Source organism: Variovorax sp. EBFNA2 (genome assembly GCF_033802765.1).
GTDB lineage: Bacteria > Pseudomonadota > Gammaproteobacteria > Burkholderiales > Burkholderiaceae_C > Variovorax > Variovorax paradoxus_H.
The window spans coordinates 5,185,451-5,211,923 of record NZ_CP138496.1; the positions used below are offsets into that span (position 1 = coordinate 5,185,451).

The following is a 26,473-nucleotide window of genomic DNA, read 5'->3' on the forward strand; positions in this document are numbered from 1 at the left end:
CACATCGCTCAGGCCGGCAAGTCCAAAACTTGCCGCGCAAGGATGTTGCGCTGTATCTCGTTCGTGCCGCCGTAGATCATTGCGGCGGTGGAACCGATGAGCGGCGAGAGCACGTTGAAGCTCTGACCGTCGAGCACCTGGTCGCCCGCGACCGCGCCCTGCTCTTCGCCGGCCTCGACCAGCAATGCGCCGATGCGGTGGTACGTCTCGCTGGCCCAGATCTTCAGCAGCGACACCGACGCCGGCAGCGGCTTGCCTGCGCGCACGATGTTGGCAAAGCCCGTGTACGCGGCCGACAGGTCGAGCACATCGAGCCGCAGCGCCGCGAAGCGCTGTGCGAACACCGGGTCGGCAAACAGCCGCCGCGCCTGCCCGAGCCGCGCCAGCTGGCCCAGCGCGTACTGCGACTGCTTGGGGCTGCCGAGGAAGATGCGCTCGAAGCCCAGCAGCGCCTTCGCGATCGTCCAGCCGCCGTGCAGCTGGCCCACGAGCTGGTCGGCCGGCACGCGCACGTTGTCGAAGAACACTTCGCAGAACTCGGGCTCGCCCGCCAGCGTGTGAATGGGCCGCACCGTGACGCCCGGCGTGCGCAGGTCGCACAGCAGGAAGCTGATGCCCTCCTGCTTGCGCGCGCCCTTGTCGGTGCGCACGAGCATGAAGATGTGGTTGGCGTCTTGTGCGAGCGTGGTCCAGATCTTCTGGCCGTTGACGACGAAGTGATCGCCCTGCGCATCGCGCCCGGCCACCGCCTCGGTGCGCAGGCCGGCCAGGTCGGAGCCGGCATTGGGCTCCGAATAGCCCTGGCACCACACGTGCTCGCCGCTGAGGATGCGCGGCAGAAAGCGCTGCTGCTGTTCGGGCGTGCCGTGCTGGATGAGCAGCGGCCCGATCATCACGATGCCCTGGTCGGGCGCGCGCGCCACGCCGTGCTGCTCCAGTTCCTCGATCCACGCGATGAGCTTGTCGGCCAGCAGGCCCATGCCGCCGTGCGACTGCGGCCGGGCCGGCGCGATCCAGCCCTGCGCCGAGAGCGTGAGGTACCACTCGCGAATCTCGCTCCAGCGCGCGCGGTGCGAGAGGTAGCGCAACTGCGCCGGATACCGCTGCTGCAGGAAGCCGCGCACCATGCGGCGGAACTCGGGCTCGGGCACCGTGGACCAGTCGGTGGTGCGCGCCAGGAACTCGCCATGCCAGGCCGCTGCACCACTCGCAGCAGCTTCGGCTTCGCCCGTCAGCGCGGCATGGCGGCGCTGGTGCGCCGTGGCATTGCCCAGCCATGCCGACAGGCACAGCACGCGCTTGTAGAACAGGCTCAGGTCGCACTCCTGCGTGTAGCCGATGGCCCCGTGCAGCTGCACCGCTGCGCGCGACGCCTGCAGCGCAGCCGCCGTGCAACGCGCGTTGACGCGGCTGGCTTCGGCTTCGAGCCGGTCAGAAGGCATCGTGCCGTCGCCCACCAGCGCCAGCACTTCGTTGAGCGTGGCCTGCGCCACTTCGAGGTGGATGAACATGTCGACGCTGCGGTGCTGCAGCGCCTGGAAGCTGCCGATGGCCTTGCCGAACTGCGAACGCGTGCGCAGGTAGGCCAGCGTCTGCGCCAGCATCGCCTGCCCCGCGCCGAGCAGCTCGGCGGCCTGCAAGATTTGTCCGGCGGCGAGCGCCTGGCGCAACGCCTCCTGCGCGGCCGGCCCGCTGGCCAGCACCGCGTCGGCCGGCAGCACGACCTCTTCGAAGCGCAGGTTGGCTGCCTGGCTGCCATCGACCAGCGGCACGAGCGTCTCGCTCACGCCCTCTGTGCCGCGCGGCACCCACAGCAGCACGGCGTCGTCCTCGCCGCGCGCCGACACCAGCCAGCCGCTGGCGGCGGCGCCGGGCAGCACCATGAGCTTGTCGCCTTGCAACAGCACGCCGCCCCCATGACCCGCGCGCGCTTCGCAGCCGCAAGCCAGCGGCACGGCGCTGAGGTCGCCGGCGCTTTCCTGCCAGGCCAGCGCGGGCAGGCTGCGGCCCGCGACCAGTTCGGCCAGCAAGGCACGCGCCGCCGGCGAGTCGAGCCGCGCCAGCAGCAGCGCGCTCAGGCCCGCCACGGCCAACAGCGGCTCGGGCGCTGCGTGCTCGCCGGCCGCACGCAAGATTTCCGCGGCGCCGTCGAGCCCCAGCGCGAGGCCGCCGGCCGCTTCGGGCGCCAGCATGCCGGGCCAGCCGAGCGCGGCGATCTCGCCCCAGCCCTGCGCCTCGTCGGCCTCGGGGCGTTCGGTGCGGGCGCGGCGTCGCGCGGTGGCGCCGCTGCGGGTGAAGTAGTCGAGCGCCGCTTCGCGCACGGCCAGGAGTGAGTCGGAATCCATCGCGCTGTCTGCCTTTTCTTTTCCGTTGCAATGACGAGTCGCAGCGTGCCCGAAGACCCCGCCGCAGGGCATTCGCAATTGCGGAAGGGAGGGTTTGGCAATCACTGAGTGGCCGATCGCGCGCGCGGGGATAGATTTGCGGCCATGACAAAGATCAAGAAATCCCTGCACACCGAGCTCGGCCACAGCACGCCCGACAAGATCACCGTGCGCGGGCGCGACCTGCCCTCGGAAATCCTCGGCCACCTCAACCTGGGCGACATGGCCTTCCTGGAGCTGACGGGCCGCATCCCGACGCCGCAGGAATCCGTGACCTTCAACGCCATCGTCGTCACGCTGGTGGAGCACGGCGTCACGCCGAGCGCGCTGGCCGCGCGGCTCACCTACGCCGGCGCACCCGAAGCCCTGCAGGCCGCCGTGGCCGCCGGCCTGTGCGGGCTGGGCAGCGTGTTCGTGGGCAGCACCGAGGGCGCCGCGAAGATGCTCTACGAGGCCATTCCCTTCGGCGAGAAGCCGACGCGTCCGCTCGCCGACATGGCGAAGGACATCGTGGCCGACCACCGCGCACGCAAGCTCATCGTGCCGGGCCTGGGCCATCCGCTGCACAAGCCGATCGACCCGCGCACGCCGCGCCTGTTCCAGATCGCAGCGGAGAACGGGCTCTCCAGCCACTACGTCGCGCTGATGCAGGCGGTGCAGGAAGAGGCCGAGCGCGTGTCGGGCAAGTCGCTGCCGATCAACGCCACGGGCGCCATCGGCGCCATTGCGGCCGAGTTCGGCTTTCCGTGGAAGATCATTCGCGGCTTCGGCGTGATGGCGCGCGCCATCGGCCTCGTGGGCCACATCCTCGAAGAGATCGACGACCCGATGGCCATCGAGATCTGGCAACGCGTCGAAAAAGAAGCAGGCGGCCCCCGCCAGGACTGATGAACACCATGATCGCCACCGACAACCGTTTCCCCGACATCCGCGACGCCGTGCGCGACCTGTGCGCGCAGTTTCCCAACGAGTACTTCCGCAAGGTCGACGAGGCGCGCGGCTACCCCGCCGAGTTCGTCGACGCGCTCACCAAGGCCGGCTGGATGGCCGCGCTGATTCCGCAGGAGTACGGCGGCTCGGGCCTGGGCCTGACCGAAGCCTCGGTGATCATGGAAGAGATCAACCGCTGCGGCGGCAACTCGGGCGCCTGCCACGGCCAGATGTACAACATGGGCACGCTGCTGCGCCACGGCAGCGAGGCGCAAAAACGCCAGTACCTGCCGAAGATCGCCAGCGGCGATCTGCGCCTGCAGTCGATGGGCGTGACCGAGCCGACCACCGGCACCGACACCACGAAGATCAAGACCACGGCCGTGAAGAAGGGCGACCGCTACGTCATCAACGGCCAGAAGGTGTGGATCTCGCGCATCCAGCATTCGGACCTGATGATCCTGCTGGCACGCACCACGCCGCTCGCGGACGTGAAGAAGAAGTCGGAAGGCATGTCGATCTTCATCGTCGACCTGCGCGAGGCCATCGGCAAGGGCATGACGGTGCGGCCCATTCTCAACATGGTGAACCACGAGACCAACGAGCTGTTCTTCGAGAACCTCGAGATCCCGGCGGAGAACCTGATCGGCGAGGAAGGCCAGGGCTTCAAGTACATCCTGGATGGCCTCAATGCCGAACGCACGCTGATCGCGGCCGAGTGCATCGGCGACGGCTACTGGTTCATCGACAAGGTGACGGCCTACGCGAAGGACCGCGTGGTGTTCGGCCGTCCCATCGGGCAGAACCAGGGCGTGCAGTTTCCGATTGCCGAAGCCTTCATCGAGACCGAGGCCGCGAACCTGATGCGCTACGAGGCCTGCCGTCTGTTCGACGCGCGCCAGCCTTGCGGCGCGCAGGCCAACATGGCGAAGTACCTCGCGGCCAAGGCGAGCTGGGAGGCGGCCAACGCGTGCCTGCAGTTCCACGGCGGCTTCGGCTTTGCGTGCGAATACGACATCGAGCGCAAGTTCCGCGAGACGCGGCTGTACCAGGTGGCGCCGATCTCGACCAACCTCATCCTGAGCTACGTCGCCGAACACATGCTCGGCCTGCCGCGCTCGTTCTGAAGGACTGCACATGAACGCCATCGACCACCCCAGCAAGGTGCTCGCGACCTTCGCGGCCGGGCTGAAGTTCGCCGACATTCCCGCACCCGTGCTGCGCCGCACCGAGGACCTGATGCTCGACTGGCTCGGCTCGGTGCTCGCGGCGCGCACGGCACGGCCGATACGCAGCATCGAGCGCTTCGCGCAGATGATGGGCCCCGCAGAAGGCCCGAGCGAAATCCTCACCTCGCGACGCACCAGCTCGCCGCTGTTCGCCGCGCTGGTCAACGCGGCGGCCTCGCACTACGTGGAGCAGGACGACGTGCACAACGGCTCGGTGTTCCACCCAGCCGCTGTGGTCATCGCGCCCGCGTTGGCCGTGGCACAAAGCATCGGCGCCAGCGGCGCGCAGCTGCTGACGGCCGTGGTCGCGGGCTACGAGGTGGGCATCCGCGTCGGCGAGTTCCTGGGCCGATCGCACTACCGCACCTTCCACACCACGGCGACGGCGGGCACGCTCGCGGCAGCCGCAGCCGTGGGCCGGCTGCTCGACCTGTCGCCGCAACAGATGCTGCATGCCTTCGGCTCGGCCGGCACGCAGTCGGCCGGTGTGTGGGAGTTCTTGCGCGACGCCGCCGATTCAAAGCAGCTGCACTGCGCGCACGCGGCGGCCAGCGGGCTGATGTCGGCCTACCTCGCGCAGGACGGCTTCACGGGCGCGGCAAAGATCCTCGAAGGCGCGCAGGGGCTGGGCGTGGGCATGTCGAGCGACGCCGATCCGGCCAAGCTCACCGACGGCCTGGGCACGCGCTGGACGCTGGCCGAAACCTCGTTCAAGTACCACGCCTCCTGCCGCCACACGCACCCGGCCGCCGATGCGCTGCTGCAAGTGATGACGCAGAACCAGCTCAAGCCGGCCGACGTTTCCCAGGTCACGACGCACGTGCACCAGGGCGCCATCGACGTGCTCGGCCGCGTGACGGTGCCCGCCACGGTGCACCAGGGCAAGTTCTCGATGGGCACGGTGCTCGGCCTCATCGCCGTGCACGGCCGCGCGGGCCTGGGCGAGTTCGACCGCGACTTTCTCTCGCCCGAGGTCTCGGCCTTCCGCGAGAAGGTGACGATGGCGCTCGACGACGAGGTCGACACCGCCTACCCCGCACGCTGGATCGGCAAGGTCAGCGTGCACACCACCGACGGCCGCACGCTGGCCGGCCGCGTCGACGAGCCCAAGGGCGACCCCGGCAACAGCCTGAGCCGCGCCGAGATCGAAGACAAGATGCAGCGCCTGGCGCACTACGGCGAAGGCGCGACGGCCGACGAAGCGAAGGCGCTGTGCGAGCGCGTCTGGCAGCTGGCCGACACGGCCCGCGTGGGGCGCTGGCTCGGCTGAGGCCGTTACTTCAGGCGAACAGCCGGCCCTGCCCCGGCGAGCGCGCATCGAGCCCCGCGGTGCGCACGAGGTCCCAGAAGCCTGCGGGTGAGCTGGACACCACGGGCACCTGCAGGCGCGCCTCGACCTCGCGCACCGCATCGAGCGTGACGAGGCCGCCGCACGAGATGAGGAGACCGTCAGCGCCGGGCTGGTCTTCGAACACCTTGAGGCACAGGTCGACCAGCACCTCGGTCGACACCTGGCCGACGGCCTGCACATCGGAGATGGCCAGGCCTTCGAGCGCGAGCGGCTCGAAGTCGCTCTGTTCGAGGTAGGTGCGCAGCTGCGTGTTGACCTCGTCGATGTAGGCCGTGGCGACGGCCACGCGCCGCACCTTGAGGTGGCGCAGGCCCGCGAGGATGGCGTCGCTCATCGTCGTGCAGGGCAGGTCCGTGGCCTGTTCCATCTCGCGCTGGAGTTGGCGCGTGAAGGCGACGCCGCGGAAGAAGCTCAACGACGTGCCCATGAGGGAGACGGCGCTGGCGCCCTCTGCCTTGAGCTCCAGCGCCTTGCCGATGACCGAGTCGATCACTTCGGTGTAGCCGCGGGTGGAGATTTCGCCGAGGCCCAACCCTTTTGCTGAAAAGCGGATGCGGTCGCCGTAGAGCAGTGGGCCGTCTACCGGGACTGCGCCGGCTGCTGGGGGGACGATGAGGCCCAGATGAGGAGGACGGGTCATGGGTGTGGCTCTTGTTGGTTCAGGGCGTGTGCACAGGCCACCGGGTACTTCCCTCCGCGAATGTCCCCCGGGCTTCGCCCTCCTCCTTGATTTCGCTGCGGGAAGCACCCAGTGTCCTGCGCACACCGAGCGCGGTCGCTTTGTTGGTCGATCAACGACTGCACTGCCCAACGCTCACGGCGATGGGGTGCCTTGCGCAGCGAAATCAAGGAGGAGCGAAGCGGGGGACATTCGCGGAGCAAGGTACCCCGTCGGCGGGAGCGTCGCCCTGAAGAACCGCAGCGCACAGAAAAACGACTCGAACAGACCGTCACCTCAGTTCCCCTCCGCCACGATGCGCTGGTCCGTGATGATGCGTTTCCATCGCGTCGTTTCCTCCGCCATGTCCTTGCCCAACTGGGCCGGCGTGGCGTAAGCGCGCAGCGTGCCTTGCGCAGCGGCGGCCGCGCCCGTCTCGGGCATGTCGAGCACGGTCTTCACGGCGGCCGAGAGCTTGTCGACGACATCGTTGGGCGTGCCCGCCGGTGCCAGCAGAAAGATGCGCGGCGCCACGTCGAAGCCCGGCAGCGCATCGGCCAGCGGCGCGACGCTTTCGGCGCCTTCGAGCTTGGCGTTGTTCAGCAGCGCGAGTGCGCGCAGCTTGCCGGCCTTCGACTGCGCCATGGCGGCGGTGGCGCTCACCACGCCCAGCGGCACCTGCCCGCCGACGACATCGGGCACGATCTGCGCCGCGCCGCGGTACGGCACATGCACCACGAACGCGCCGGTGGATTGCTTGAGCATCTCGAAGCCCAGGTGCTGCACGGTGCCGACGCCCGACGACGCATAGGAATAACGGCCCGGATGCGCCTTGAGTTCCTTGACGAGTTCGGCGGGTGTCTTCGCAGGAAAGTCGTTGCCCGCGACGATCATCAGCGGCGACACGAAGGCACCGGCCACGGGCTTGAAGCTGGTCAGCGGATCGATGGGAATCTTCGGCTGCAGCAGCTTGGCGATGAGCAAGGCGCTGTCGCCCATCATCAGCGTGTAGCCGTCGGGCGGCGCCTTGGCGACGAGGTCGGCCGCGATGAGGCCGGTGGCGCCGGTGCGGTTTTCGACCAGCACCTGCTGGCCCAGCACGGCGGGCAAGCGCGCGCTGAGCATGCGCGCGACCGCATCGACGCCGCCGCCGGCCGAGTAGCCGACGACGATGCGGATGGGCTTGTCGGGAAACTTCTGCGCCCACGCGGCGGGTGCGGTGGCCAGGAGGCCGGCCAGGGCCGCTGCGGCCCGCAGGGCATGCCGGCGCGATGGCCGCATGGCGTCTCTTCTTCTGTCGTTCATCTTGTCTCCGTGGTGGTCGGGATTCGCCGGCCGTCTGTGCGGCCTGGTCGTTTTCGAAAGTGTCGTCGGGAGGCGGCGCTCAGGCCTTTCCTTTCCCGTGCGAGGTCGGCAGCTTCGCGAGTTCGCGCACGCGCTCGGCATTGGGCGTGAAGCCCAGGCCCGGCGCCTCGGGCAGCGTGAGCCAGCCTTGGTCGGGCACGGGCAGGCCGTCGAAGATCTGCTCGAGCATCTTCACCGCGACGTAGTGGTACTCGACCAGTCCGCCGTTCGACACGCCCGCGTGCAGGTGCATGTTGTGGAAGGGCCAAGCGCCGCCGTTGTCGATCGGCACGTTGAAGGCGGCGGCCATGCCCGCGATCTTCAGGCACTGCGAGTAGCCGCCCGAGATGGTCACGTTGGGCTGCAGCACGTCGGCCGCCTGGTTCACGAGCAGGTCGCGGAAGCGGTAGGCCAGGCCCTCGTTCTGCCCGCAGGCCAGCGGAATGCGCGTGCGTGCGCGCAGCTGGGCCATCTGGCGCACGTCGTTCTGCGTGAGCGGCTCTTCGAAGAAGCTGATGCCGTAGGGCTCGATGCGCTGCGCGAGCTCGGTGGCGTGGAACAGGTCGAGGCCGCAGTTGGCGTCGACGTACAGCTTGACGTCGGGGCCCACGGCCTCGCGCACAGCAGCCACGCGGCGCACGTCTTCGGCGATGACCTCGTCGAGCGGGCGCGGCTCGTCGCGGCGTGCGAGCGCGTGGTTGCCGACGGTCATCTTCAGGCGCTGGAAGCCTTGCGACACCCACAGCTTGGCAGCGGCGGCGAGCTGGTCGCGCTCGAAGAAGCCGAAGCCGAAGGTGGCATACACCGGCACCTTGGCGCGCGCGCCGCCGAACAGGCGCCACAGCGGCTGGCCCAATGCCTTGCCCTTCAGGTCCCACAGGGCGATGTCGAGTGCGGCGATGGTGTGGCTCGCGTAGCCGGTCTGGCCGCGCGGCGAGAGCAGCCAGTAAAGCTTCTCCCACAGCCGCTCGGTGGCCATCGGGTCTTCGCCGATCAGCGCCGGGCCGGCCACTTCGCGCACGGCGGCGGCAATGATTTCTTCTTCGGTGATGGCCGTCATGCCGTGGCCGACGAGGCCGGTGTCGGTCTCGATCTCGGTGAGGCACAGCGACAGCGAGGTCTGCTTGTTCAGGCCGACCACGTCGATGGTCACGGGGATGTTCAGCGGCGTGGCGCTGACGCGGATGATCTTCAAGGCTGTCTCCTTTGGTGTGCACGCATCTTTGCGCGCGGGCCGCAGGAGAACAATTCGTTTTTGGCGAGTTCGAGCCTTCGCGCGGCGCGAAGGCTCGTCGCCCGATGGACCGCCCGCCTCAGCTCAGTCGGGACGGCCGAGGTGTTCGAGCACCGAGCGCGCGGCGGCTGTCAGGTCTTGCTGGCGGCGCACGCACAGCAGGTGGCGGCGCAGCGCCCAGGGCGCATCGAGCTTGAGGCAGCGCAGCTTGAGGATCTGCAGCTGCGGCAGGATGGCCGCATAGGGCAGCACGCCGATGCCCACGCCCTGCTCCACCATGCGGCAGACCATGTCGAAGCTGCCGACCTGCATGCGCACCTTGAGCGGCACCTGCGCCTCGAGCGCGGCCGCGAGCAGCACGCGGTGCAGCGCCGTGCCTTCGCGCACCACGATATGGTCGTGGCGCAGCACCTCCGCCACATCGATGCGCTTGCGGCGCGCCAGCGGGTGGTCGCGCGCGATGACCACGGCCAGCTCGTCGGTGCGATAAGGCAGGCATTCGAGGCCGTCGGCCGGCGTCTGGCCTTCGATCACGCCGATGTCGGCCAGGCCGGCCTGCACGGCCTTCACCACCTCGGTGCTGGCGCGCTCCTGCAGGTCGATCTTGAGCACCGGGTGCAGCCGCAGGAACGAGCCGATCTGCGCCGGCAGAAACTGCGCGATGGTCGAGGCATTGGCCGTGATGCTGACCACGCCTGCCACGCCGTTCTGGAAATCGTCGAGCTCGGCGCCCAGCCGGTCCATGGCCGACAGCACGGCGCGCGCGTGCAGGAGCAGGCCGTGGCCCGCCGAGGTGAGCGTGACACCGCGCGCATGCCGCACCAGCAGCGGCAAGCGCGCGCGGGCCTCGAGGTCGGAGATGCGCTTGCTCGCAGCCGCCAGCGCGATGTGGCAGCGCTTGGCGCCTTCGCTGATGCTGCCGTGGTCGGCCACGGCCACGAACAGGCGCAGCGACTTCAGGTCGGCGGACATGGCCCGTCGCGCCTCAGACAAGGACGAGGTGATCGAACAGCTCGCGCGCGGAGGCCGGCAGCTGTTCGCGGTTGCGCGCGATGAGCTTGAGCTCACGCTCGGCCCAGGCGTCGCTGAGCGCCACCGTCGAGATGCGCATCGCCATCGACAGCCGGTGCGCCGACGACGATGGCAGCACGCCGACGCCCACGCCCGCTTCGATCATCAGGCAGATGGCCTCGAAGCTGCTCACCTGGATGCGCGGGTTGAAGCCGCGCCCCGCGAGTTCGGCGCGGCGCTGCAGAAAGCGGTGGATCGCGCTGCCGTGGTGCAGGCCCACGTGCTGCTCGTCGAGCGTGTCGGCAAAGGCCACCGACGACGCGCCCGCCAGCGGGTGCGTGGGCGGCACCACCAGCACGAGCTGGTTGCGGCCGAAGGGGCGCGCATCGAACTCGCCGGTGTGCACGTCGCCCGCGAGGATGCCGATATCGGCCTCGCCGTCGGCCACGGCGCGCACGATTTCTTCGCTCAGGTATTCGCGCAGATCGACCTGCACGGCCGGATGCTGCGTGAGAAAACCCGCGAGCTTCTGCGGCAGGTACTCGGTGATCGAGGTGGTGTTGGCGAACACGCGCACATGGCCCTTGATGCCCTTGCCGAAGTCCTGCATGTCGCAGCGCAGGTGCTCCATCTGCTGCATCACGCGCTTGGCGTGGTACAGCACCGCCTGTCCCGCGGCCGTGAGCGTCACGCCCTGGGCACTGCGGTGCAGCAGCTTGCCGCCCACCGCTTCTTCCATCTGCTTGATGCGCGTGGACGCGGCGGCCAGCGAGATGCAGGCCTTCTCGGCGCCGCGCGTGAGGCTGCGTGCGTCCGCCACGTAGACGAACAGTTTCAGGTCGAACAGGTCGAAGTGCAGATTCACCGGGCGGGCACGAAGGAAGCGGGAGGAACGCGCATTGTCCGGCGAACGGCGCCGCCTGCAGCCGCTTGCGGGTTTGTCCTCATGCCCTCATGTCTTCAGACCGGGTCCCAGCTGAACACGTCCGCCGAACGATCCAGCGGGAAGAAACTGGCGCGCATCGCGGGCATGGCGTGCTCGGCAATGCTCTCGGGCGTCCAGCCTTCCGAGCGGTGCACGGAGCGCACCGGGCGCGGCTGGCTGATGAGCGAGATCTCGTTGTTGCGCACCGAGAAGATCTGCCCGTTGACCGCGGCGGCCGCGTCGCTCGCGAGGTACACCGCGAGCGGCGCCACCTTGGCGGGCGTCATCTGCTTGATCTTGTCGACGCGGGCGCGCTGCTCGTCGGTGTCGGTGGGAATGGGGCCGATCATGCGGCTCCAGGCGAAGGGCGCGATGCAGTTGGAGCGCACGTTGAACTTGAGCATGTCCAGCGCGATGGACTTCGACAGCGCCGCAATGCCGAGCTTGGCCGCCGCGTAGTTGGCCTGGCCGAAGTTGCCGATGAGGCCCGAGGTGGAGGTCATGTGCACCAGCGCACCCGAATTCTGTTCCTTGAAATGCGTCGCGGCCGCGCGGCTCACGAAGTAGGCGCCGTACAGGTGGACCTTGATCACGGCGTCCCACTCGTCGACCGACATCTTGTGGAAGAACCGGTCGCGCAGGATGCCCGCGTTGTTGACCACCGCGTCGATGCGCCCGAAGCTGTCGACCGCGCACTCCACGATGCGCCCCGCGCTCGCGGCCTCGGCCACGCTGTCGGTGTTGGGCACCGCCTGCCCGCCCGCCGCACGGATCTCCTCGACCACCTGCTGCGCCGGCCCGGCACTGCCGCCCTCGCCGTCGAGCCCCGCACCGATGTCGTTGACCACCACCTTCGCGCCATGCCGCGCCATCGCAAGCGCGATGTCCCGCCCGATGCCGCCGCCCGCGCCGGTGACGACGATCACTTTTCCTTCAACCATGTGTCTTGCCTCTGCTTCGGATGTTCGTTCGCCCGCGAGCTCGCGGGGGAATTTCAGAATGCCACAGGCGAGACAGGCGCGGGTTTGGGGTTTCCGAAGAGGGGCTTAAGCGGCGGCGCGAGGGCCGACTGGCTGGCTACTGCCGCGCCGTGCGGATGTTCGCCGGCAGCGCCTGCGGCCAGCTCGTGCGGAACGGGTTGATATCGAGCCCGCCGCGCCGCGTGTAGCGCGCATACACCGCGAGCTTGGTCGGCTGGCACTGGCGCCAGATGTCCGTGAACATGCGCTCGGCGCAGGGCTCGTGGAACTCGTTGTGGTTGCGAAAGCTCACGATGTACGCCAGCAGGCCGGCCTGGTCGATGGGCGGGCCGCTGTAGCGGATCTGCACGCTGCCCCAGTCGGGCTGGCCGGTCACGAGGCAGTTGCTCTTGAGCAGGCGGCTGGTGAGGGTTTCGTTCACATGCACCTGCGTCGTGTCGCTGCTCAGCAGCTCGGGCGCGGGCTGGTAGTGGGTGCATTCGATGTCGAGGCGGTCGAGGTCGAGGCCGTCGATCTCGTGCACCGGCTCGCGGTCGAACAGGTCGGGCGTGAGCAGTTTCACGCCGATGCCGGCCGACTGGTCGCTGCCGCGCCATGCGGCTTCGGCAAGGTCGGTGCGCAGGTGCTCGCGCACGGCATCGATGCTGGCGAAGGTGCTGTTGTTGAAGCTGTTGAGGTACAGCTTGAACGACTTGCTCTCGATGATGTTCGGCGTTTCGCAGGGAATGGTGAAGTGCGCAATGGCCACCTGCGGCTTGCCGCGCGGGTTCAGCCAGCTCAGCTCGAAGGCGGTCCAGAGATCGGCGCCGAAGAATGGCAAGGCGCCGGCCTGGATGCCCATGGCTTCGCGTTGCGTGGCACGCGCAATCGGGAACAGCAGGCTCGGGTCGTATGTGTCGGCGTAGGCCGAGGCGCGACCGAGCTGCGATTGTTCGGGGGTGTTGGGGTTGGGGTTCGGGTTGGTCGGGTCGTGGCTCATGGGGCGGTTCCGGCATCCGCCGCGTGCGCGAACGGAGCGATGTGATTGGCGAGGATCGTGCAGACCTCGGGCGGCAGGTCGTGGCCCATGCCGGGAATGGCCACGAAGGTCGCGCCGGGAATGCGGCGCGCGGTGTCCTGGCCGCAGGCGATGGGCACGAGCGCGTCGGCGTCGCCGTGCAGCACGAGCGTCGGTCGCTGGATGCGCGCCAGCACCTGCGGCCGGTCGTCGTCGGCGCCGATGGCGAGCATCTGGCGCATCAGGCCGGCCGGGTGGTAGGCGCGGCGCATGCTGAAGGTGAGGCGCGTGGCCAGTTGCTCGTCGGTCTGCGGGTAGGCCGGGCTCTGGATGAGCCGCAGCAGCTTGATGCTGTGCGCGACCAGCGCGGCTTCTTCGTGGCTGCGCGGGCGCCGCATGAGCATGGCGCCGACCTCGCGGCGCGGGCCCGGCAGGCCGCGCGCGCCGCTGGAGCTCATGATGCTCACGAGGCTGGCGGTGCGTTCGGGCGCGGTGGCGGCGATGCGCTGGGCGATCATGCCGCCCATCGAGGCGCCGACGATGTGGGCCTTGTTGATGCCCAGCGCGTCGAGCACGCCGAGCGAATCGAGCGCCATGTCTTGCAGCGTATAGGCGCTGCGCACCTTCAGGCCGACGCGGTGGCGGATGGTTTCCCACACGATGTTGCCGGTGCCGAGGTGGTCGAAGCCCTGGCTCAGGCCGATGTCGCGGTTGTCGTGGCGCACCACGCGAAAGCCCGCATCGACGAGCTGCTGCACGAACGCGTCGGGCCAGGCTACCAGCTGCATGCCCAGCCCCATGATCAGCAGGATGACGGGGCGCCCTTCGCCGCCGGTGTCGTCGACTTCGATCTGCAGGCCGTTGGCGGTGACTTTCATCGGTTCCCTGTTGTTTCTTTGGCTGCTACTTGAATTCGCGCTCGCGCAGCCACTTGGTGGCGACCCATTTCTCGCCCGCGAGCACCGGCGCGCCGCCGTGCAGCGTGCGGGTGGCGGGGTCGGGCCGGTCGTAGCTGAAGAACACGCCGGTGCCGCGCACCGGCGCCACTTCGAGCCCGATGTCGGGGAAGGTGGTGGCGCCGCCCTGCTCGGGCTCCTGCAGGTACATCACGAGCGTGGCCACGCGCTGGCCGCCGCGCTTGAGGATGGTGGGCGTGCCGGGCTCGTGCGGGTCGAAGTAGTCGTAGTGCGGGCGGTACTGCGCGCCGGGCGCGTAGCGCAGGATCTGCAGGCCCTCGCCATATTCGAGCGGCCAGCGCAGCAGCATGGCCAGGCGCTGTTCGAGGCGCGCGACGATCTCGTTCTCGCCGCGCTCGAAGAACATGCCGTCACTGGTGCGGTCGACGTTGAGCACCTCGCCGCCGGTGCGGGTCTCGACGGTGAGCGAACGGGCCAGCCGCACGCGCGCGGCGGCGATCAGGCCTTCGCATTCCTCGGCCGACAGCAGGTTGCCGAACACGACGACGCGCGGATGCCGCACGGTCTGCAGCACCTGCACGCGGCGGTCGCCGGCCTCGATGTACAGCGGCGCGCCGTCCAGGTCGGGGCCGGGCATCTCGGTGCGGGCCGGCGCCAGGGCCAGGGCCGCCTCGGCCTCGGGAAAACCGGCCTCGAGCTGGGCCAGTGCGAGGTCGGTGGCGGCATCCTGCCAGCCGGCCGCCCGCATCGACATGCGCAGTGCGGGCACCGAATGGCCGGCCGCGAGCTGGGCCACCAGCCATTCGCGCAATTCCGGACTGATCGCTTGGGACATCAGACTTTCCTTCTGAACACCAGCCTTTCGGCTGTCGATACCTGAGCGTCGAAACCATAACCTTCGAGATCGAATTTTTCCAGCGCCTCGGGCGTGGCCGCCTGGTGCAGCACGGCCCAGCGCACCAGCAGCCCGCGAGCGCGCTTGGCGAAGAAGCTCACGATCTTGTACTTGTCGCCCTTCCATTCCTGGAACACGCATTCGACCACGCGCGCCTTGAGCACTTTCTGGTCCACCGACTTGAAGTACTCCTGCGAGGCGACGTTGATGACGACCGGCGTGCGGTCGGCCGCGAGGCGCTCGTTCAGGTGCTCGGCGATGCGCGAGCCCCAGAAGGCGTACAGGTCCTTGCCGTGGCGGTTGGCCAGCGCGGTGCCCATTTCAAGCCGGTAGGGCTGCAGGCGGTCGAGCGGGCGCAGCAGGCCGTACAGGCCGCTGAGGATGCCGACGTGGTCCTGTGCCCAGGCGAGCTGGGCGGGCGTGAGGCTGCGGGCATCGAAGCCGCCGTAGACGTCGCCGTCGAAGGCAAAGGCGGCCTGGCGGGCGTTCTTCTCGGTGCTTTTGGACGACCAGGCGGCGTAGCGGGCCACGTTGAGGGCCGAGAGCTTGTCGGACAGGTGCATCAGCTCGGCGATGTCCTGGGGCGACTTCTCGCGCAGCAGCTTGATGAGTTCGACCGAGGGGCCGCGCGGGGCTTCGAAATGGGGCTGGGTGGCGGGGGTTTCGGAAGGGACGGGGGTGTCGTAGTCGAGCGACTTCGCGGGGGAAAGCAGGAACAGCATCGGTCGATTATGTGGGGCTGGGGTTACCCCGGGCCGCGCCGGTAAAATCCCGGGCAATCCCACCTTGTCACCAACGGCACCCGAGGGTGCCGTTTTGCATTCCCCATGAGCGAACCTACCTCCCAGCCCGGCCTCGAGAGCCTCTCCAAATCGTTCGAACCCGCCGCCATCGAGGCGCACTGGGGCCCGGAATGGGAGCAGCGCGGCTACGCCAAGGCGGGTTTCCGCGGCACGCAGCAGCCCAAGGAAGGCGCGGAGTCGTTCGCGATCCAGCTGCCGCCGCCCAACGTGACGGGCACGCTGCACATGGGCCATGCGTTCAACCAGACGATCATGGACAGCCTCACGCGCTACCACCGCATGAAAGGCGCCAACACGCTGTGGGTGCCGGGCACCGACCACGCGGGCATTGCCACCCAGATCGTGGTGGAGCGCCAGCTGCAGGAGCAGAAGGTCAGCCGCCACGACCTGGGCCGCAAGAACTTCGTGGCGCGCGTGTGGGAGTGGAAGGAAAAGTCGGGCAGCACCATCACCGAGCAGATGCGCCGCATGGGCGACACGGTGGACTGGAGCCGCGAATACTTCACGATGGACGACGACCTGTCCAAGGTGGTCACGCACACCTTCGTGAAGCTGTATGAAGAAGGCCTGATCTACCGCGGCAAGCGCCTGGGCAACTGGGACCCGGTGCTCAAGACCTCGGTGAGCGACCTCGAAGTCGAGAGCGAGGAAGAAGACGGCTCGCTCTGGCACATCGCCTACCCGCTCGAAGACGGCAGCGGCACGCTCACGGTGGCCACCACCCGCCCCGAAACCATGCTCGGCGACACGGCCGTGATGGTCCACCCCGAAGACGAACGCTACAAGCACCTGATCGGCAAGCACGTGAAGCTGCCGCTGGTGGACAAACTGATTCCGATCATTGCCGACGACTACGTCGACAAGGAGTTCGGCACCGGCGTGGTGAAGGTGACGCCTGCGCACGACTACAACGACTATGCGGTCGGCCAGCGCCACAAGCTCGAGGTGATCGGCATCCTGACGCTCGACGCGACCATCAACGACAACGCACCTGAAAAGTACCGCGGCCTGGACCGCTTCGTGGCACGCAAGGCCATCGTGGCCGACCTCGAGGCGCTGGGCCTGCTGGTCGAGGTGAAGAAGCACCGCCTCATGGTGCCGCGCTGCGCACGCTCGGGCGCCGTGGTCGAGCCGATGCTCACCGACCAGTGGTACGTGGCCATGACGCGCCCCGGCGCCGACGGCCAGTCGATCGCACAGAAGGCCATCGACGTCGTGAAGTCGGGCGAAGTGCGCTTCGTGCCCGAGAACTGGGTCAACACCTACAACCACTGGATGGAAAACATCCAGGACTGGACCATTTCGCGCCAGCTCTGGTGGGGCCACCAGATTCCCGCCTGGTACGACGAAGACGGCACGGTGTACGTGGCCGAGACCGAAGCCGAGGCGCAGGCCAAGGCACCCGGCAAGACGCTCACGCGCGACGAAGACGTGCTCGACACCTGGTACTCGTCGGCGCTGGTGCCCTTCTCTTCGCTGGGCTGGCCCGAGAAGACGCAGGACCTGGCGCTGTACCTGCCCTCGACCGTGCTCGTCACGGGTTACGACATCATCTTCTTCTGGGTCGCCCGGATGATCATGATGACCAAGCACTTCATGGGCACGGTGCCGTTCAAGGACGTGTACATCCACGGCCTGGTGCGCGACGCGCAGGGCAAGAAGATGAGCAAGTCGGAAGGCAACGTGCTCGACCCGGTCGACCTGATCGACGGCATCGAGTTGCCCCAACTGCTCGACAAGCGCACGCAAGGCCTGCGCAAGCCCGAGACCGCACCGGCGGTGCGCAAGAACACGCAAAAGGAATTCCCGGACGGCATTCCGGCCTTCGGCGCCGATGCGCTGCGCTTCACTTTTGCCTCGCTCGCATCGCTCGGCCGCAGCATCAACTTCGACTCGAAGCGCTGCGAGGGCTATCGCAACTTCTGCAACAAGCTGTGGAACGCCACCCGCTTCGTGCTGATGAACTGCGAAGGTCAGGACTGCGGCTTGCTCGAACACACCAAGGAAGACTGCCAGGTCGGCGGCAAGGCGCACGGCTACCTGAAGTTCAGCCGCGCCGATTTCTGGATCGTCTCGCAGCTGCAGCGCGTCGAGGCCGAAGTGGCCAAGGGCTTCGAGGAATACCGCCTGGACAACGTGGCTAACGCGATCTACCAGTTCGCCTGGGACGAGTTCTGCGACTGGTACCTCGAGATCGCCAAGGTTCAGATCCAGACCGGCGACGACGCGCAAAAGCGCGCCACGCGCCGCACGCTGATCCGCGTGCTCGAGGCGCTGCTGCGCCTGGCGCACCCGATCATTCCGTTCATCACGGAAGAGCTCTGGCAGAAGGTCTCGAAGGTCGCGGGCCGCGAAGGCGCGTCGATCATGATCGCGGCCTATCCGCAGAGCCAGCCCGAGAAGATCGACGAAGCGGCCGAGGCGCACGTGGCGCGCCTGAAGGCGCTGGTCGACGCCTGCCGCACGCTGCGCGGCGAGATGAACGTGTCGCCCGCCACGCGCCTGCCGCTGTACGCGGTGGCCGACGACGCCGAGGGCGCGGCCTTCCTGCGCGATGCGGCCCCGGTGCTGCAGGCGCTGGCCAAGCTCAAGGAAGTGAAGGTGTTCGACGACGAGGCCTCGTGGCAGGCCGCTGCCGAAGCCGCGCCCGTGGCGGTGGTGGGTACCACGCGCCTGTGCCTGCACATGGAGATCGACAAGGCGGCCGAGAAGCTGCGCATCGGCAAGGAAATTGCACGCATCGAGGGCGAGATCGCCAAGGTGCACGGCAAGCTCGGCAACGAGGCCTTCGTGGCCAAGGCGCCGCCCGCCGTGATCGAACAGGAGCGCACGCGCCTGGCCGATTTCACCGCCACGCTGGAGCGCCTGCGCGACCAGCTTGTACGCCTCGGCTGACAGACGAGGCCGGAGTGGGGGCTTAGGATGCGGTGGCCGGCTTCGCGCCGCCTCCTCTCCCAACCCTCTTCTTTCCTCTTTGAAACGACACTGAACCGCCCATGTCCACTTCTTCCCCGACACGCATCCGCAAGGCCGTATTCCCTGTTGCAGGCTTCGGCACCCGCTTTCTGCCTGCCACCAAGGCACAGCCGAAGGAAATGCTGCCGGTTGTCGACAAGCCGCTGATCCAGTACGCCGTCGAGGAAGCCTATGCCGCGGGCATCCGCGACATGATTTTTGTGACCGGGCGCAACAAGCGTGCGATCGAAGACCACTACGACACCGCCTACGAGCTCGAAAGCCAGCTCGAAGCCAGCGGCAAGCACGCGCTGCTCGAAATCGCCCGCTCGGTGTCGCCCGACGACATGACCTGCTCGTACGTGCGCCAGCCGCGCATGCTGGGCCTGGGCCACGCGGTGCTGTGCGCCGAACACCTGGTGGGCAACGAGCCCTTCGCCGTGCTGCTGGCCGACGACCTGATGGTGGGCCCTGTCGGCGGCCTGCCGGTGCTGGCGCAGATGACCGAAGCCTTCGCACGCCTGGGCGCCTCGGTGCTGGCCGTGCAGGAAGTGCCGCTGGAGCACGTCAAGCGCTACGGCATCGTGGCCGGCGAGACCGTGGAAGACGGCCTCGTGAAGGTCAACCGCATGGTCGAGAAGCCCAAGCCCGAAGACGCGCCCTCGCGCCTGGGCGTGGCCGGCCGCTACATCCTCACACCCGGCGTGTTCGACGAGATCCGCAACCAGCCCAAGGGCGCGGGCGGCGAGATCCAGCTCACCGACGGCATCGCGGCGCTGATGAAGAAGGAATCGGTCTACGCCTATGCGTACAAGGGCATCCGCTACGACTGCGGCAGCAAGGAAGGCTTCCTGCAGGCCTCGGTGGAACTGGCGCTGGCGCACCCCGAAGTGGGCGAGCAGTTCCGCGAGTACCTCAAGAGCCTGAAGCTCTGAGGGACGCTGCAAAGCACTGAAAAAGATAAGGGGCCGTGAGGCCCCTTTCCTTTTGTCGATCGCTGACGCTATCGCCGCTTCAGCACGTGGATGAAGTCGCTGCCCACGGTCTCCTGCGCCATCAACTCGTTGCCGGTCTGGCGCGCAAAGGCCTGGAAGTCGCGCACCGAGCCCGGGTCGGTCGACACCACCTTCAGCAACTGGCCGCTCGCCATGTCGTTGAGCGACTTTTTCGCCTTCAGGATCGGCAGCGGGCAGTTGAGGCCGCGCGTGTCGATTTCGCGGTCAACTTGCATTGCCAGGCTCCGGCGGCAGGTTCAGGCCGCGGCGACGCTCTTCGTTTTCCGCGGCGGTAAAGAACACAGGTTCGTGGCCGCGCGTGCGCAGCCAGTCGGCCAGCGCGTAGCCGGTGCCAGCGGGCCAGCACCGCAGGTCGGGCAGGTCGTAGAGGCGGTGGTCCACCAACTCGGGCGAGAGCTTCACCTCGCCGTCGGCCACCACGTGGTACGCGATGATGATCTGGTTCATGCGCTGGAAGTCGTAGGCGCCGACGAGCTTCGTCGCGCTCACGTCGAGGTTGGTTTCTTCCTTGACCTCGCGCGCGATGCCCTCCTCGGGCGTCTCGCCGGCTTCCATGAAGCCGGTGATGAGCGCAAACATCTTGCCCGGCCAGGCCGCATTGCGCGCCAGCAGCACCTGACCGCGGTACTCGACGATGGCCGCGAGCACGGGCGTGGGGTTGTTCCAGTGCGTGTGGCCGCAGTTGGGGCAGCGCAGGCGCTCCTTGGGACCGCCGTCTTCCATGAGCGCGATCCATTCGAGCGGGGTGGCACAGGCCTGGCAAAACTTGGGGTGGGGCATGGGGAGGTCTCTGTTCTTTTTTCTCGGGCGTGCGGCGCCCGATGAAGGCGCCGCAGCAGGATGACGGAATCAGGCGGGGAAAACGCCCGTCGACAGGTAGCGGTCGCCGCGGTCGCACACGACGAAGACGATGGTCGCGTTCTCGACCTTCTTCGACACCTCGATGGCCGCCCACAGCGCGCCGGCTGCCGAGATGCCGCCGAAGATGCCCTCTTCGCGCGCGAGGCGCCGGCACATTTCTTCGGCGTCGTCCTGGGTCACGCTGATTTCTTCGTCGACGCAGCTCGAGTCGTAGATCTTCGGCAGGTATTCAGTGGGCCATTTGCGGATGCCGGGAATGCGCGAGCCTTCGGCCGGCTGCGCGCCGACGATGCGCACCGCCGGGTTCTTTTCCTTCAGGTAGCGCGAGACACCGGTGATCGTGCCCGTGGTGCCCATGGCGCTCACGAAATGCGTGATCTTGCCCTGCGTGTCGGTCCAGATCTCGGGGCCGGTGGTCTCGTAGTGGATGCGCGGGTTGTCGGGGTTGGCGAACTGGTCGAGCACGCGGCCCTTGCCCTGCCCGACCATCTGCTCGGCGAGGTCGCGCGCGTATTCCATGCCGCCGCTCTTGGGCGTGAGCACGAGTTCGGCGCCGAAGGCCTTCATGGTCTGGGCGCGCTCCACCGAGAGGTCCTCCGGCATGATCAGCACCATGCGGTAGCCCTTGATGGCCGCAGCCATCGCCAGCGCGATGCCGGTGTTGCCCGAGGTGGCCTCGATCAGCGTGTCGCCGGGCTTGATTTCCCCGCGTTCCTCGGCCCGCTTGATCATCGACAGCGCCGGCCGGTCCTTGACCGAACCCGCCGGGTTGTTGCCTTCGAGCTTCCCGAGAATCACGTTGCCGCGCTTGGCGTTTTCTGCCGCGTGGATGCGTTGCAGGGCGACCAGGGGGGTCTTGCCGATGGCGTCTTCGATCGTCGGATAATTCATGCCAGCCACTGTGCCATAATTTTGGGCTTCCTTCCGGATGTGCCCGGGTGGTGAAATTGGTAGACGCAGGGGACTCAAAATCCCCCACCGAAAGGTGTGCCGGTTCGATTCCGGCCCCGGGCACCATGAGACGACAGCGTCTCACCCCCACATCAAGAAACCCGCTCGCTTCATCGGCGCAGCGGGTTTTTCTTTGCTTCGAGCCCTCTCGGGCCGGACAGCGCCCTTCCTAGCCAAGAACGCCGGCGAGCTTCACCTGGAGCGACAAAGCAGCCCGGTGCAGCAACTCGAACTCGTCGTCCGGCAGCGGCACGGCCGTGAAGTTGAAGTGGCACAAGGTCCCGGCGACCGCGCCCGAGGCGTTCAACAACGGAACGCCGTGGTAGCTGATGGTGTAGTCCCGCCCGGGATGCGTCGCAAAACGCTCGTCCGCGCTCGAGTCGTCGGTCCGGAACCAGCCGTCACGCAATACAAACGGGCAGATGCTCGCCTCGAAGGGAACGATGGCAATGTTTTCGGGGATCAACTCGCCTTGCTTGTCGTGCAGATAAAGGCTCGTGACCAAGTCGGAGCGAATCTTGTAGACCCCGGTGTACCGATGCGGCACGCGCGCATTCAAGTAGGCGAGGACCGCCTGCACGCCTTGATCGGCAAGCAAGGCTTCAATCATCTGTGGCATACGTTTCGTCCGCTTCGCTTCGATCGATTTCGATCTGGAACTCGTCGCGCCATGGTACGCCCGGCTCGGTCTGCGATGCCGGCCCCGGGGGCACCCGCTTCGGTCAGCCCGCCTGCGCGGTCCTCAACGCCGCCACCGCCCGAATCTCCACCCGCAGCGCCGGCCGCGCCAGCGCCGCCACGCCGAGGATCGTCCACGCCGGAAAATCCTCCGTGATGTAGCGGTCCTTCACTTCGCGAAAGCCCGCGAGTTCGCTGCCGACGTCGACGTGGTAGCTCACGATCTCCACCAGGTCGGCAAAACCGAGCCCCGCGCTTTCGAGCACGACGCCCAGCCGCCGGAAGGCCCAGTCGGCCTGCTCCGCGGCGCTCTCGGGCACGCTGCCGTCCGCACGCAGGCCGACCTGCCCCGCCACGAACAGCAGGCCGCCGGCCTTGACGCCGGGCGCGTACTTGAAGGTGTCGAAGACGGCGGTCGAGCCGAAGGTCGGATGGCCGTCGGGGACGCGGACACTTTGTTTGCTCACGGGTCGCGTCCTTTCAGGGTTGCGCAGGCTGCAGCCCGGTATGCACCGTCGGGTGCGCCAGCCGCACGCGCAGCTCACGCTTGAGCCGCGTGTTGTCGAGCCGGCGCGATTCGCCCATGAAGCTCAGCAACTGCACCGGCAGCTGCCGCTGCGCCTCATCGCGCGCCACACGTGGCGGGCGGGGCATGCCGTAGAGGTCGGCGGCCAGGTCGAAGTAGTCGCCCATGCGCAGCTCGGTGTCGTCCGACGCATGCACCACGCGCTGGGGCTTGCCGCGGAACAGCGCCGCCATGCAGGCGCGCGCGAGGTCGTCGGCGTGGATGTGGCTGGTGTAGACGTCGTCTTCGCGGCGCAGCACCGGCGTGCCGCGCTGCAGGCGGCCGCGCGGGGTGCCGTTCTCGCGGTCGGGGGCGTAGATGCCCGGAATGCGCAGGATGCTGGTGCGCACGCCGGTGCTGCGGCCGAACCAGCGCACGGCGCGCTCGGCATCGACGCGCCGGTGGGAGCGCGGGGTGTCGGGGCGCACGCCGCGCGTTTCGCTCACGCGCGCGCCGCCGCAGTCGCCGTACACGCCGCTGGTCGAGCCGTAGACCAGCGACGAGGGCAGCGAACGCAGCCGCAGCGCTTGGGCCAGCGACACGGTGCGCTGGTCGCGCCACCAGGCCGCGCCGCCGTCGCGCGCGGGGGGCGCCAGGTGCAGCACGCGCGTGGCGATGCCCGCCAGCCGGCGCAGGGTGGCGCTGTCGTCCAGGTTGCCCACCAGAGGCCGGATGCCGGCCGCGCGCAGCGCCCCGACGCGGTCGGCCGAGGACGTGAGTGCGACCAGCTGCATGCGCCCGCGCAGATCGCGCGCCACGCGCTGGCCGATGTCGCCGCAGCCGACGATCAGCAGGCGCTCGCGCCGGAACCGGGCCGGCAGTGCGCCGGAGGGGCTATTGATTGAAGGCAAAATCCGGGTTCCTGTCTCTTTTCAGTTGTCCCGGCCGCACGCAGCCGGGAAAGTTCACCCCCGAAGAATACCGATGACTGCTACAGCGCCGCACGAAGCGGGCTTTTCCATCACCGTCGAACCCAGCGGGCGCCACTTCGTGGTCCAGGGCGACGAGACGATCCTCGCAGCGGGCATCCGCCAGGGCATCGGCCTCCCCTACGGCTGCAAGGACGGCGCCTGCGGTTCGTGCAAGTGCAAGAAGCTGTCGGGCGAGGTCACGCTCGGCCCGCACCAGAGCAAGGCGCTGAGCGCCGAGGAGCAACTGGCCGGCTACGTACTGACCTGCTGCGCCCACCCGACGAGCGACGTGGTGCTGGAGTCGCGCCAGGTCACCGAGGCCGGCGCGCTGCCGATCCGCAAGATGCCGGTGCGCGTGATGGCGCTCACGCGCCAGTCGCACGACGTGATCCTGCTGCGCCTGCAGCTGCCGGCCGGCGAGCCGCTGCAGTTCTACGCGGGCCAGTACGTCGAATTCATATTGCGCGACGGCGCGCGCCGCAGCTATTCGATGGCCAATGCGCCGCACACGGTGGCCGTGCCGGGTACGGGCCTTGAACTGCACCTGCGGCACCTGCCGGGCGGCAAGTTCACCGACCATGTCTTCGGCGCGATGAAGGAAAAGGAAATCCTGCGCATCGAAGGCCCGTTCGGCAGCTTCTTCCTGCGCGAGGACTCCGACAAGCCGATGATCCTGCTGGCCTCGGGCACGGGCTTCGCGCCGATCAAGGCGCTGCTCGAGCACATGAAGTTCTTGGGGCTAGACCGGCCCGCCGCGCTGTACTGGGGCGGGCGCCGCCCCGAAGACCTGTACATGGACGCGTGGGTGCGCGCGCAGCTGGCCGAGATGCCGAACTTGCACTACGTGCCCGTGGTGTCGAACGCCACACCCGAAGACAACTGGACCGGCCGCACGGGCTTCGTCCACCAGGCCGTGCTGGAAGACTTCACGGACCTGTCGGGCCACCAGGTGTATGCCTGCGGCGCGCCGATCGTGGTCGACTCGGCCAAGCGCGACTACGTGGCCTTGGCCGGCCTGCCCGAAGAAGAATTCTTCGCCGACGCGTTCACCACCGAAGCCGACAAGGCGCTGCCCTGAGCCTTCGCGTTCCCTTTTTCCTTTTCCGTAGAACAACATGAAGACGAGACACTTCCTCCTGACCCTGATCGCCGGCGCCGCAGTGCTCGGCACCGGCCATGCCGCAGCCCAGCAACATCGCCCGATCCGCCTCGTGGTGCCCTATGCGGCCGGTGGCCCGATCGACAACACGGCGCGCATCCTGGCCGAGCAGGTGAAGGACACGCTGGGCGGACCGGTCATCATCGACAACAAGCCCGGTGCGGGCGGCAACATCGGCGCCGACTTCGTCGCCAAGGCGCCGGCCGACGGCCTCACGATCGGCATCGCGGCCACGGCCACGAACGCGGTGAACCCGTGGCTGTACAGCAAGATGCCGTTCAACGCCGCGACCGACTTCGCGCCGATCACGCAGATGGTGCGCGTGCCCAACGTGCTGGTGATGAACGCCGAGACGGCCAACCGCCTGAACATCCGCACGCTGGCCGACCTGATCCGCTACGCCAAGGCCAACCCCGCCAAGCTCAACTACGGCAGCGGCGGCAACGGCAGCGCCGGCCACCTGGCGGGCGAGCTGTTCAAGAAAGAAGCGGGCATCTTCGCGGTGCACATTCCGTACAACGGCGGCAACCCGGCGCAGCTGGCGCTGCTGTCGGGTCAGGTCGACTTCAACTTCGACAACCTCGCCACGGCCGCGCCGAACATCCGCTCGGGCAAGCTGAAGGCGATCGCGGTCACGACACTCAAGCGCAGCAACGCCCTGCCCGACGTGCCGCCCGTGGCCGACACGCTCAAGGGCTTCTCGATCGACACGTGGTGGGGCCTGGTCGCACCGGCCGGCACGCCGCCCGACGTGGTGGCAAAGCTCAATCAGGCCTTCGTCGCCGCGCTGAACGCGCCGGAAACGAAGACCCGTTTCGCCTCGATGCTGGCCGAGCCGGTCGGCAATTCGTCCGAGCAGTTCGGCAGCTTCATGAAGAGCGAACTGATCAAGTACGAGAAGGTGGTCAAGGCCACCGGGGCGAAGGTGGACTGACGAGGTCGTCCAAGGGCGCTTCCGCGCTCGCTTCCGTGTCGGTGGCCGCAGCAACGGCCGCCGCCGCTTCCGCCGCCCCGCCCTGGTACGTGCGCAGACCTGCGAGGTCGAGCACTTCCACGCCGCCGTGTTCGATGCGCAACAGGCCGTCGCGCTGCAGTGCGTGCAGCGCACGGTTGGCACGCTGGCGCGACACCGCCGACAAGAGGCCGATCTCGTCCTGGCTCAGCCGCACGAAACGCGTCGCGCGCGGGTAGAGGATGGGGTCGAACAGGCTGGCCAGGCAACGCGCCACGCGCGCGTCGGGGCCGAGCAGCCGATCGAATTCCATGAGACCGATGAACAGGCTCAGTCGCGCATTGATGTGTAACAACAGAAACCGATTGAAGTCGATGCTGGTGGACATCAGCCGCTCGAAGCTGTGTCGCGGCACGCAGGCCACGCGCGTCGGCCGCAGCGCCACGCCGTCGTAGCGCCAGCATCCGGGAGTGAGCAGCGAGCCTTCGCCGCCCCAGCCGCCGGCGGTCACGCCGGTGAACGTGGACACGCGCCCGTCGGGCAGCGACACCGACATCTTCATGAGACCGTCGATCACGCCGATCCAGTGATCAGCGGGTTCGCCGCGTCGCACGACGAAGCCTCCGGCCGGCACCACGCGCTCGTGCGATTCGTGCACGACGCGATCGAGTTCGTCGTCCGTGAGCGCGCGCGCCCACAAGCTCTCGCGGAGCATGTTCTCCAACGCGTCCGACATCGCGCCTCCTGCTGTCTTCCCTCATGACATC

General features: G+C 68.1%; 25 protein-coding genes and 1 tRNA gene. 8 read left to right on the top strand and 18 right to left on the bottom strand.

The window, feature by feature from the left end:
- Window positions 1-8: 8 nt before the first annotated feature.
- On the bottom strand, window positions 9-2,345 hold the full coding sequence (locus RZE79_RS24360; protein ID WP_319357186.1) for an acyl-CoA dehydrogenase family protein: 2,337 nt from the start codon (window positions 2,343-2,345) through the stop codon (window positions 9-11).
- 144 nt (window positions 2,346-2,489) lie between these two features.
- On the opposite strand from RZE79_RS24360, the gene RZE79_RS24365 reads away from it, so the two are divergent.
- From RZE79_RS24365 to RZE79_RS24375, 3 genes are read left to right on the top strand one after another with little or no spacing between them, the layout of a single operon-like run.
- Window positions 2,490-3,272, top strand: coding sequence for a citryl-CoA lyase (locus RZE79_RS24365; RefSeq protein WP_319357187.1), 783 nt, complete (start codon window positions 2,490-2,492; stop codon window positions 3,270-3,272).
- A gap of 8 nt (window positions 3,273-3,280) precedes the next feature.
- Window positions 3,281-4,441 carry an acyl-CoA dehydrogenase family protein gene (locus RZE79_RS24370; protein ID WP_319357188.1) on the top strand — a complete coding sequence of 387 codons (1,161 nt, stop codon included), beginning with the start codon at window positions 3,281-3,283 and terminating at the stop codon, window positions 4,439-4,441.
- Window positions 4,442-4,451: 10 nt separating this feature from the next.
- On the top strand, window positions 4,452-5,813 hold the full coding sequence (locus RZE79_RS24375) for an MmgE/PrpD family protein (protein ID WP_319357189.1): 1,362 nt from the start codon (window positions 4,452-4,454) through the stop codon (window positions 5,811-5,813).
- A gap of 10 nt (window positions 5,814-5,823) precedes the next feature.
- On the opposite strand, the gene RZE79_RS24380 is transcribed toward RZE79_RS24375, so the two are convergent.
- From RZE79_RS24380 to yaaA, 10 genes are all read right to left on the bottom strand, one after another.
- Window positions 5,824-6,534, bottom strand: coding sequence for an aspartate/glutamate racemase family protein (locus RZE79_RS24380; RefSeq protein ID WP_319357190.1), 711 nt, complete (start codon window positions 6,532-6,534; stop codon window positions 5,824-5,826).
- A 315-nt stretch (window positions 6,535-6,849) separates the two neighbouring features.
- Window positions 6,850-7,833, bottom strand: coding sequence for a tripartite tricarboxylate transporter substrate-binding protein (locus RZE79_RS24385; RefSeq protein WP_319357191.1), 984 nt, complete (start codon window positions 7,831-7,833; stop codon window positions 6,850-6,852).
- 103 nt (window positions 7,834-7,936) lie between these two features.
- On the bottom strand, window positions 7,937-9,091 hold the full coding sequence (locus tag RZE79_RS24390; RefSeq protein ID WP_319357192.1) for a mandelate racemase/muconate lactonizing enzyme family protein: 1,155 nt from the start codon (window positions 9,089-9,091) through the stop codon (window positions 7,937-7,939).
- 123 nt (window positions 9,092-9,214) lie between these two features.
- Window positions 9,215-10,102, bottom strand: a complete 888-nt coding sequence (locus tag RZE79_RS24395) for a LysR family transcriptional regulator (RefSeq protein WP_319357193.1) — start codon at window positions 10,100-10,102, stop codon at window positions 9,215-9,217.
- A gap of 13 nt (window positions 10,103-10,115) precedes the next feature.
- On the bottom strand, window positions 10,116-11,006 hold the full coding sequence (locus RZE79_RS24400; RefSeq protein WP_319357194.1) for a LysR substrate-binding domain-containing protein: 891 nt from the start codon (window positions 11,004-11,006) through the stop codon (window positions 10,116-10,118).
- Window positions 11,007-11,101: 95 nt separating this feature from the next.
- Entirely contained in the window at window positions 11,102-12,007 is a 906-nt protein-coding gene (locus tag RZE79_RS24405) for an SDR family NAD(P)-dependent oxidoreductase (protein WP_319357195.1), read from the bottom strand.
- Window positions 12,008-12,143: 136 nt separating this feature from the next.
- Window positions 12,144-13,025 carry an NADPH-dependent 7-cyano-7-deazaguanine reductase QueF gene (gene queF / locus RZE79_RS24410; RefSeq protein WP_319357196.1) on the bottom strand — a complete coding sequence of 294 codons (882 nt, stop codon included), beginning with the start codon at window positions 13,023-13,025 and terminating at the stop codon, window positions 12,144-12,146.
- A complete protein-coding gene (locus RZE79_RS24415; RefSeq protein WP_319357197.1) occupies window positions 13,022-13,921 on the bottom strand; it encodes an alpha/beta hydrolase in 900 nt (299 codons plus the stop codon). The genes queF and RZE79_RS24415 overlap by 4 nt, the downstream gene beginning before the upstream one ends.
- Window positions 13,922-13,946: 25 nt before the next feature.
- The gene (locus RZE79_RS24420) at window positions 13,947-14,795 is read right to left on the bottom strand and encodes a 2OG-Fe(II) oxygenase (protein WP_153282375.1); all 849 of its coding nucleotides are present in this window, start codon (window positions 14,793-14,795) and stop codon (window positions 13,947-13,949) included.
- On the bottom strand, window positions 14,795-15,577 hold the full coding sequence (gene yaaA, locus RZE79_RS24425; RefSeq protein WP_319357198.1) for a peroxide stress protein YaaA: 783 nt from the start codon (window positions 15,575-15,577) through the stop codon (window positions 14,795-14,797). The genes RZE79_RS24420 and yaaA overlap by 1 nt, the downstream gene beginning before the upstream one ends.
- A gap of 105 nt (window positions 15,578-15,682) precedes the next feature.
- On the opposite strand from yaaA, the gene RZE79_RS24430 reads away from it, so the two are divergent.
- Complete coding sequence (locus tag RZE79_RS24430) at window positions 15,683-18,553, top strand: valine--tRNA ligase (protein WP_319357199.1); 2,871 nt, start codon at window positions 15,683-15,685, stop codon at window positions 18,551-18,553.
- A gap of 101 nt (window positions 18,554-18,654) precedes the next feature.
- Window positions 18,655-19,548: a UTP--glucose-1-phosphate uridylyltransferase GalU gene (gene galU / locus RZE79_RS24435; protein WP_319357200.1), complete on the top strand. Its 894-nt coding sequence runs from the start codon at window positions 18,655-18,657 to the stop codon at window positions 19,546-19,548.
- 68 nt (window positions 19,549-19,616) lie between these two features.
- Here the strand turns inward: galU and RZE79_RS24440 are convergent, their stop codons facing one another.
- The 3 genes from RZE79_RS24440 to cysM form a co-directional block, all read right to left on the bottom strand.
- Entirely contained in the window at window positions 19,617-19,844 is a 228-nt protein-coding gene (locus tag RZE79_RS24440; RefSeq protein ID WP_099795458.1) for a sulfurtransferase TusA family protein, read from the bottom strand.
- Window positions 19,834-20,409: an NUDIX domain-containing protein gene (locus RZE79_RS24445; RefSeq protein WP_101493184.1), complete on the bottom strand. Its 576-nt coding sequence runs from the start codon at window positions 20,407-20,409 to the stop codon at window positions 19,834-19,836. The genes RZE79_RS24440 and RZE79_RS24445 overlap by 11 nt, the downstream gene beginning before the upstream one ends.
- A gap of 69 nt (window positions 20,410-20,478) precedes the next feature.
- On the bottom strand, window positions 20,479-21,381 hold the full coding sequence (gene cysM / locus RZE79_RS24450) for a cysteine synthase CysM (RefSeq protein ID WP_319357201.1): 903 nt from the start codon (window positions 21,379-21,381) through the stop codon (window positions 20,479-20,481).
- A 41-nt stretch (window positions 21,382-21,422) separates the two neighbouring features.
- Between cysM and RZE79_RS24455 the strand changes: the two genes are divergently transcribed.
- A tRNA-Leu gene (locus RZE79_RS24455) sits at window positions 21,423-21,507 on the top strand.
- Between the two features lie 103 nt (window positions 21,508-21,610).
- On the opposite strand, the gene RZE79_RS24460 is transcribed toward RZE79_RS24455, so the two are convergent.
- From RZE79_RS24460 to RZE79_RS24470, 3 genes are all read right to left on the bottom strand, one after another.
- Window positions 21,611-22,051, bottom strand: coding sequence for a GAF domain-containing protein (locus RZE79_RS24460; protein ID WP_319357202.1), 441 nt, complete (start codon window positions 22,049-22,051; stop codon window positions 21,611-21,613).
- A gap of 112 nt (window positions 22,052-22,163) precedes the next feature.
- Entirely contained in the window at window positions 22,164-22,586 is a 423-nt protein-coding gene (locus RZE79_RS24465) for a RidA family protein (protein ID WP_319357203.1), read from the bottom strand.
- Between the two features lie 13 nt (window positions 22,587-22,599).
- Entirely contained in the window at window positions 22,600-23,535 is a 936-nt protein-coding gene (locus RZE79_RS24470; RefSeq protein WP_319357204.1) for an SDR family oxidoreductase, read from the bottom strand.
- Window positions 23,536-23,608: 73 nt separating this feature from the next.
- Here RZE79_RS24470 and RZE79_RS24475 point away from each other — a divergent pair, with 73 nt between their 5' ends.
- Window positions 23,609-24,673 carry a CDP-6-deoxy-delta-3,4-glucoseen reductase gene (locus tag RZE79_RS24475; RefSeq protein WP_319357205.1) on the top strand — a complete coding sequence of 355 codons (1,065 nt, stop codon included), beginning with the start codon at window positions 23,609-23,611 and terminating at the stop codon, window positions 24,671-24,673.
- Between the two features lie 37 nt (window positions 24,674-24,710).
- Complete coding sequence (locus RZE79_RS24480) at window positions 24,711-25,688, top strand: tripartite tricarboxylate transporter substrate binding protein (RefSeq protein WP_153282368.1); 978 nt, start codon at window positions 24,711-24,713, stop codon at window positions 25,686-25,688.
- Here RZE79_RS24480 and RZE79_RS24485 read toward each other — a convergent pair.
- Entirely contained in the window at window positions 25,660-26,442 is a 783-nt protein-coding gene (locus RZE79_RS24485; protein WP_319357206.1) for a Crp/Fnr family transcriptional regulator, read from the bottom strand. The genes RZE79_RS24480 and RZE79_RS24485 overlap by 29 nt on opposite strands.
- Between the last annotated feature and the right edge of the window lie 31 nt (window positions 26,443-26,473).

Bases quoted from the DNA above. Each gene is read 5' to 3' on its own strand.
- RZE79_RS24360 (WP_319357186.1), bottom strand. From the start codon at position 2,345: ATGGATTCCGACTCACTCCTGGCCGTGCGCGAAGCGGCGCTCGACTAC.
- RZE79_RS24365 (WP_319357187.1), top strand. From the start codon at position 2,490: ATGACAAAGATCAAGAAATCCCTGCACACCGAGCTCGGCCACAGCACG.
- RZE79_RS24370 (WP_319357188.1), top strand. From the start codon at position 3,281: ATGATCGCCACCGACAACCGTTTCCCCGACATCCGCGACGCCGTGCGC.
- RZE79_RS24375 (WP_319357189.1), top strand. From the start codon at position 4,452: ATGAACGCCATCGACCACCCCAGCAAGGTGCTCGCGACCTTCGCGGCC.
- RZE79_RS24380 (WP_319357190.1), bottom strand. From the start codon at position 6,534: ATGACCCGTCCTCCTCATCTGGGCCTCATCGTCCCCCCAGCAGCCGGC.
- RZE79_RS24385 (WP_319357191.1), bottom strand. From the start codon at position 7,833: ATGCGGCCATCGCGCCGGCATGCCCTGCGGGCCGCAGCGGCCCTGGCC.
- RZE79_RS24395 (WP_319357193.1), bottom strand. From the start codon at position 10,102: ATGTCCGCCGACCTGAAGTCGCTGCGCCTGTTCGTGGCCGTGGCCGAC.
- RZE79_RS24405 (WP_319357195.1), bottom strand. From the start codon at position 12,007: ATGGTTGAAGGAAAAGTGATCGTCGTCACCGGCGCGGGCGGCGGCATC.
- queF (WP_319357196.1), bottom strand. From the start codon at position 13,025: ATGAGCCACGACCCGACCAACCCGAACCCCAACCCCAACACCCCCGAA.
- RZE79_RS24415 (WP_319357197.1), bottom strand. From the start codon at position 13,921: ATGAAAGTCACCGCCAACGGCCTGCAGATCGAAGTCGACGACACCGGC.
- RZE79_RS24420 (WP_153282375.1), bottom strand. From the start codon at position 14,795: ATGTCCCAAGCGATCAGTCCGGAATTGCGCGAATGGCTGGTGGCCCAG.
- yaaA (WP_319357198.1), bottom strand. From the start codon at position 15,577: ATGCTGTTCCTGCTTTCCCCCGCGAAGTCGCTCGACTACGACACCCCC.
- RZE79_RS24430 (WP_319357199.1), top strand. From the start codon at position 15,683: ATGAGCGAACCTACCTCCCAGCCCGGCCTCGAGAGCCTCTCCAAATCG.
- galU (WP_319357200.1), top strand. From the start codon at position 18,655: ATGTCCACTTCTTCCCCGACACGCATCCGCAAGGCCGTATTCCCTGTT.
- RZE79_RS24440 (WP_099795458.1), bottom strand. From the start codon at position 19,844: ATGCAAGTTGACCGCGAAATCGACACGCGCGGCCTCAACTGCCCGCTG.
- RZE79_RS24445 (WP_101493184.1), bottom strand. From the start codon at position 20,409: ATGCCCCACCCCAAGTTTTGCCAGGCCTGTGCCACCCCGCTCGAATGG.
- cysM (WP_319357201.1), bottom strand. From the start codon at position 21,381: ATGAATTATCCGACGATCGAAGACGCCATCGGCAAGACCCCCCTGGTC.
- RZE79_RS24460 (WP_319357202.1), bottom strand. From the start codon at position 22,051: ATGATTGAAGCCTTGCTTGCCGATCAAGGCGTGCAGGCGGTCCTCGCC.
- RZE79_RS24475 (WP_319357205.1), top strand. From the start codon at position 23,609: ATGACTGCTACAGCGCCGCACGAAGCGGGCTTTTCCATCACCGTCGAA.
- RZE79_RS24480 (WP_153282368.1), top strand. From the start codon at position 24,711: ATGAAGACGAGACACTTCCTCCTGACCCTGATCGCCGGCGCCGCAGTG.
- RZE79_RS24485 (WP_319357206.1), bottom strand. From the start codon at position 26,442: ATGTCGGACGCGTTGGAGAACATGCTCCGCGAGAGCTTGTGGGCGCGC.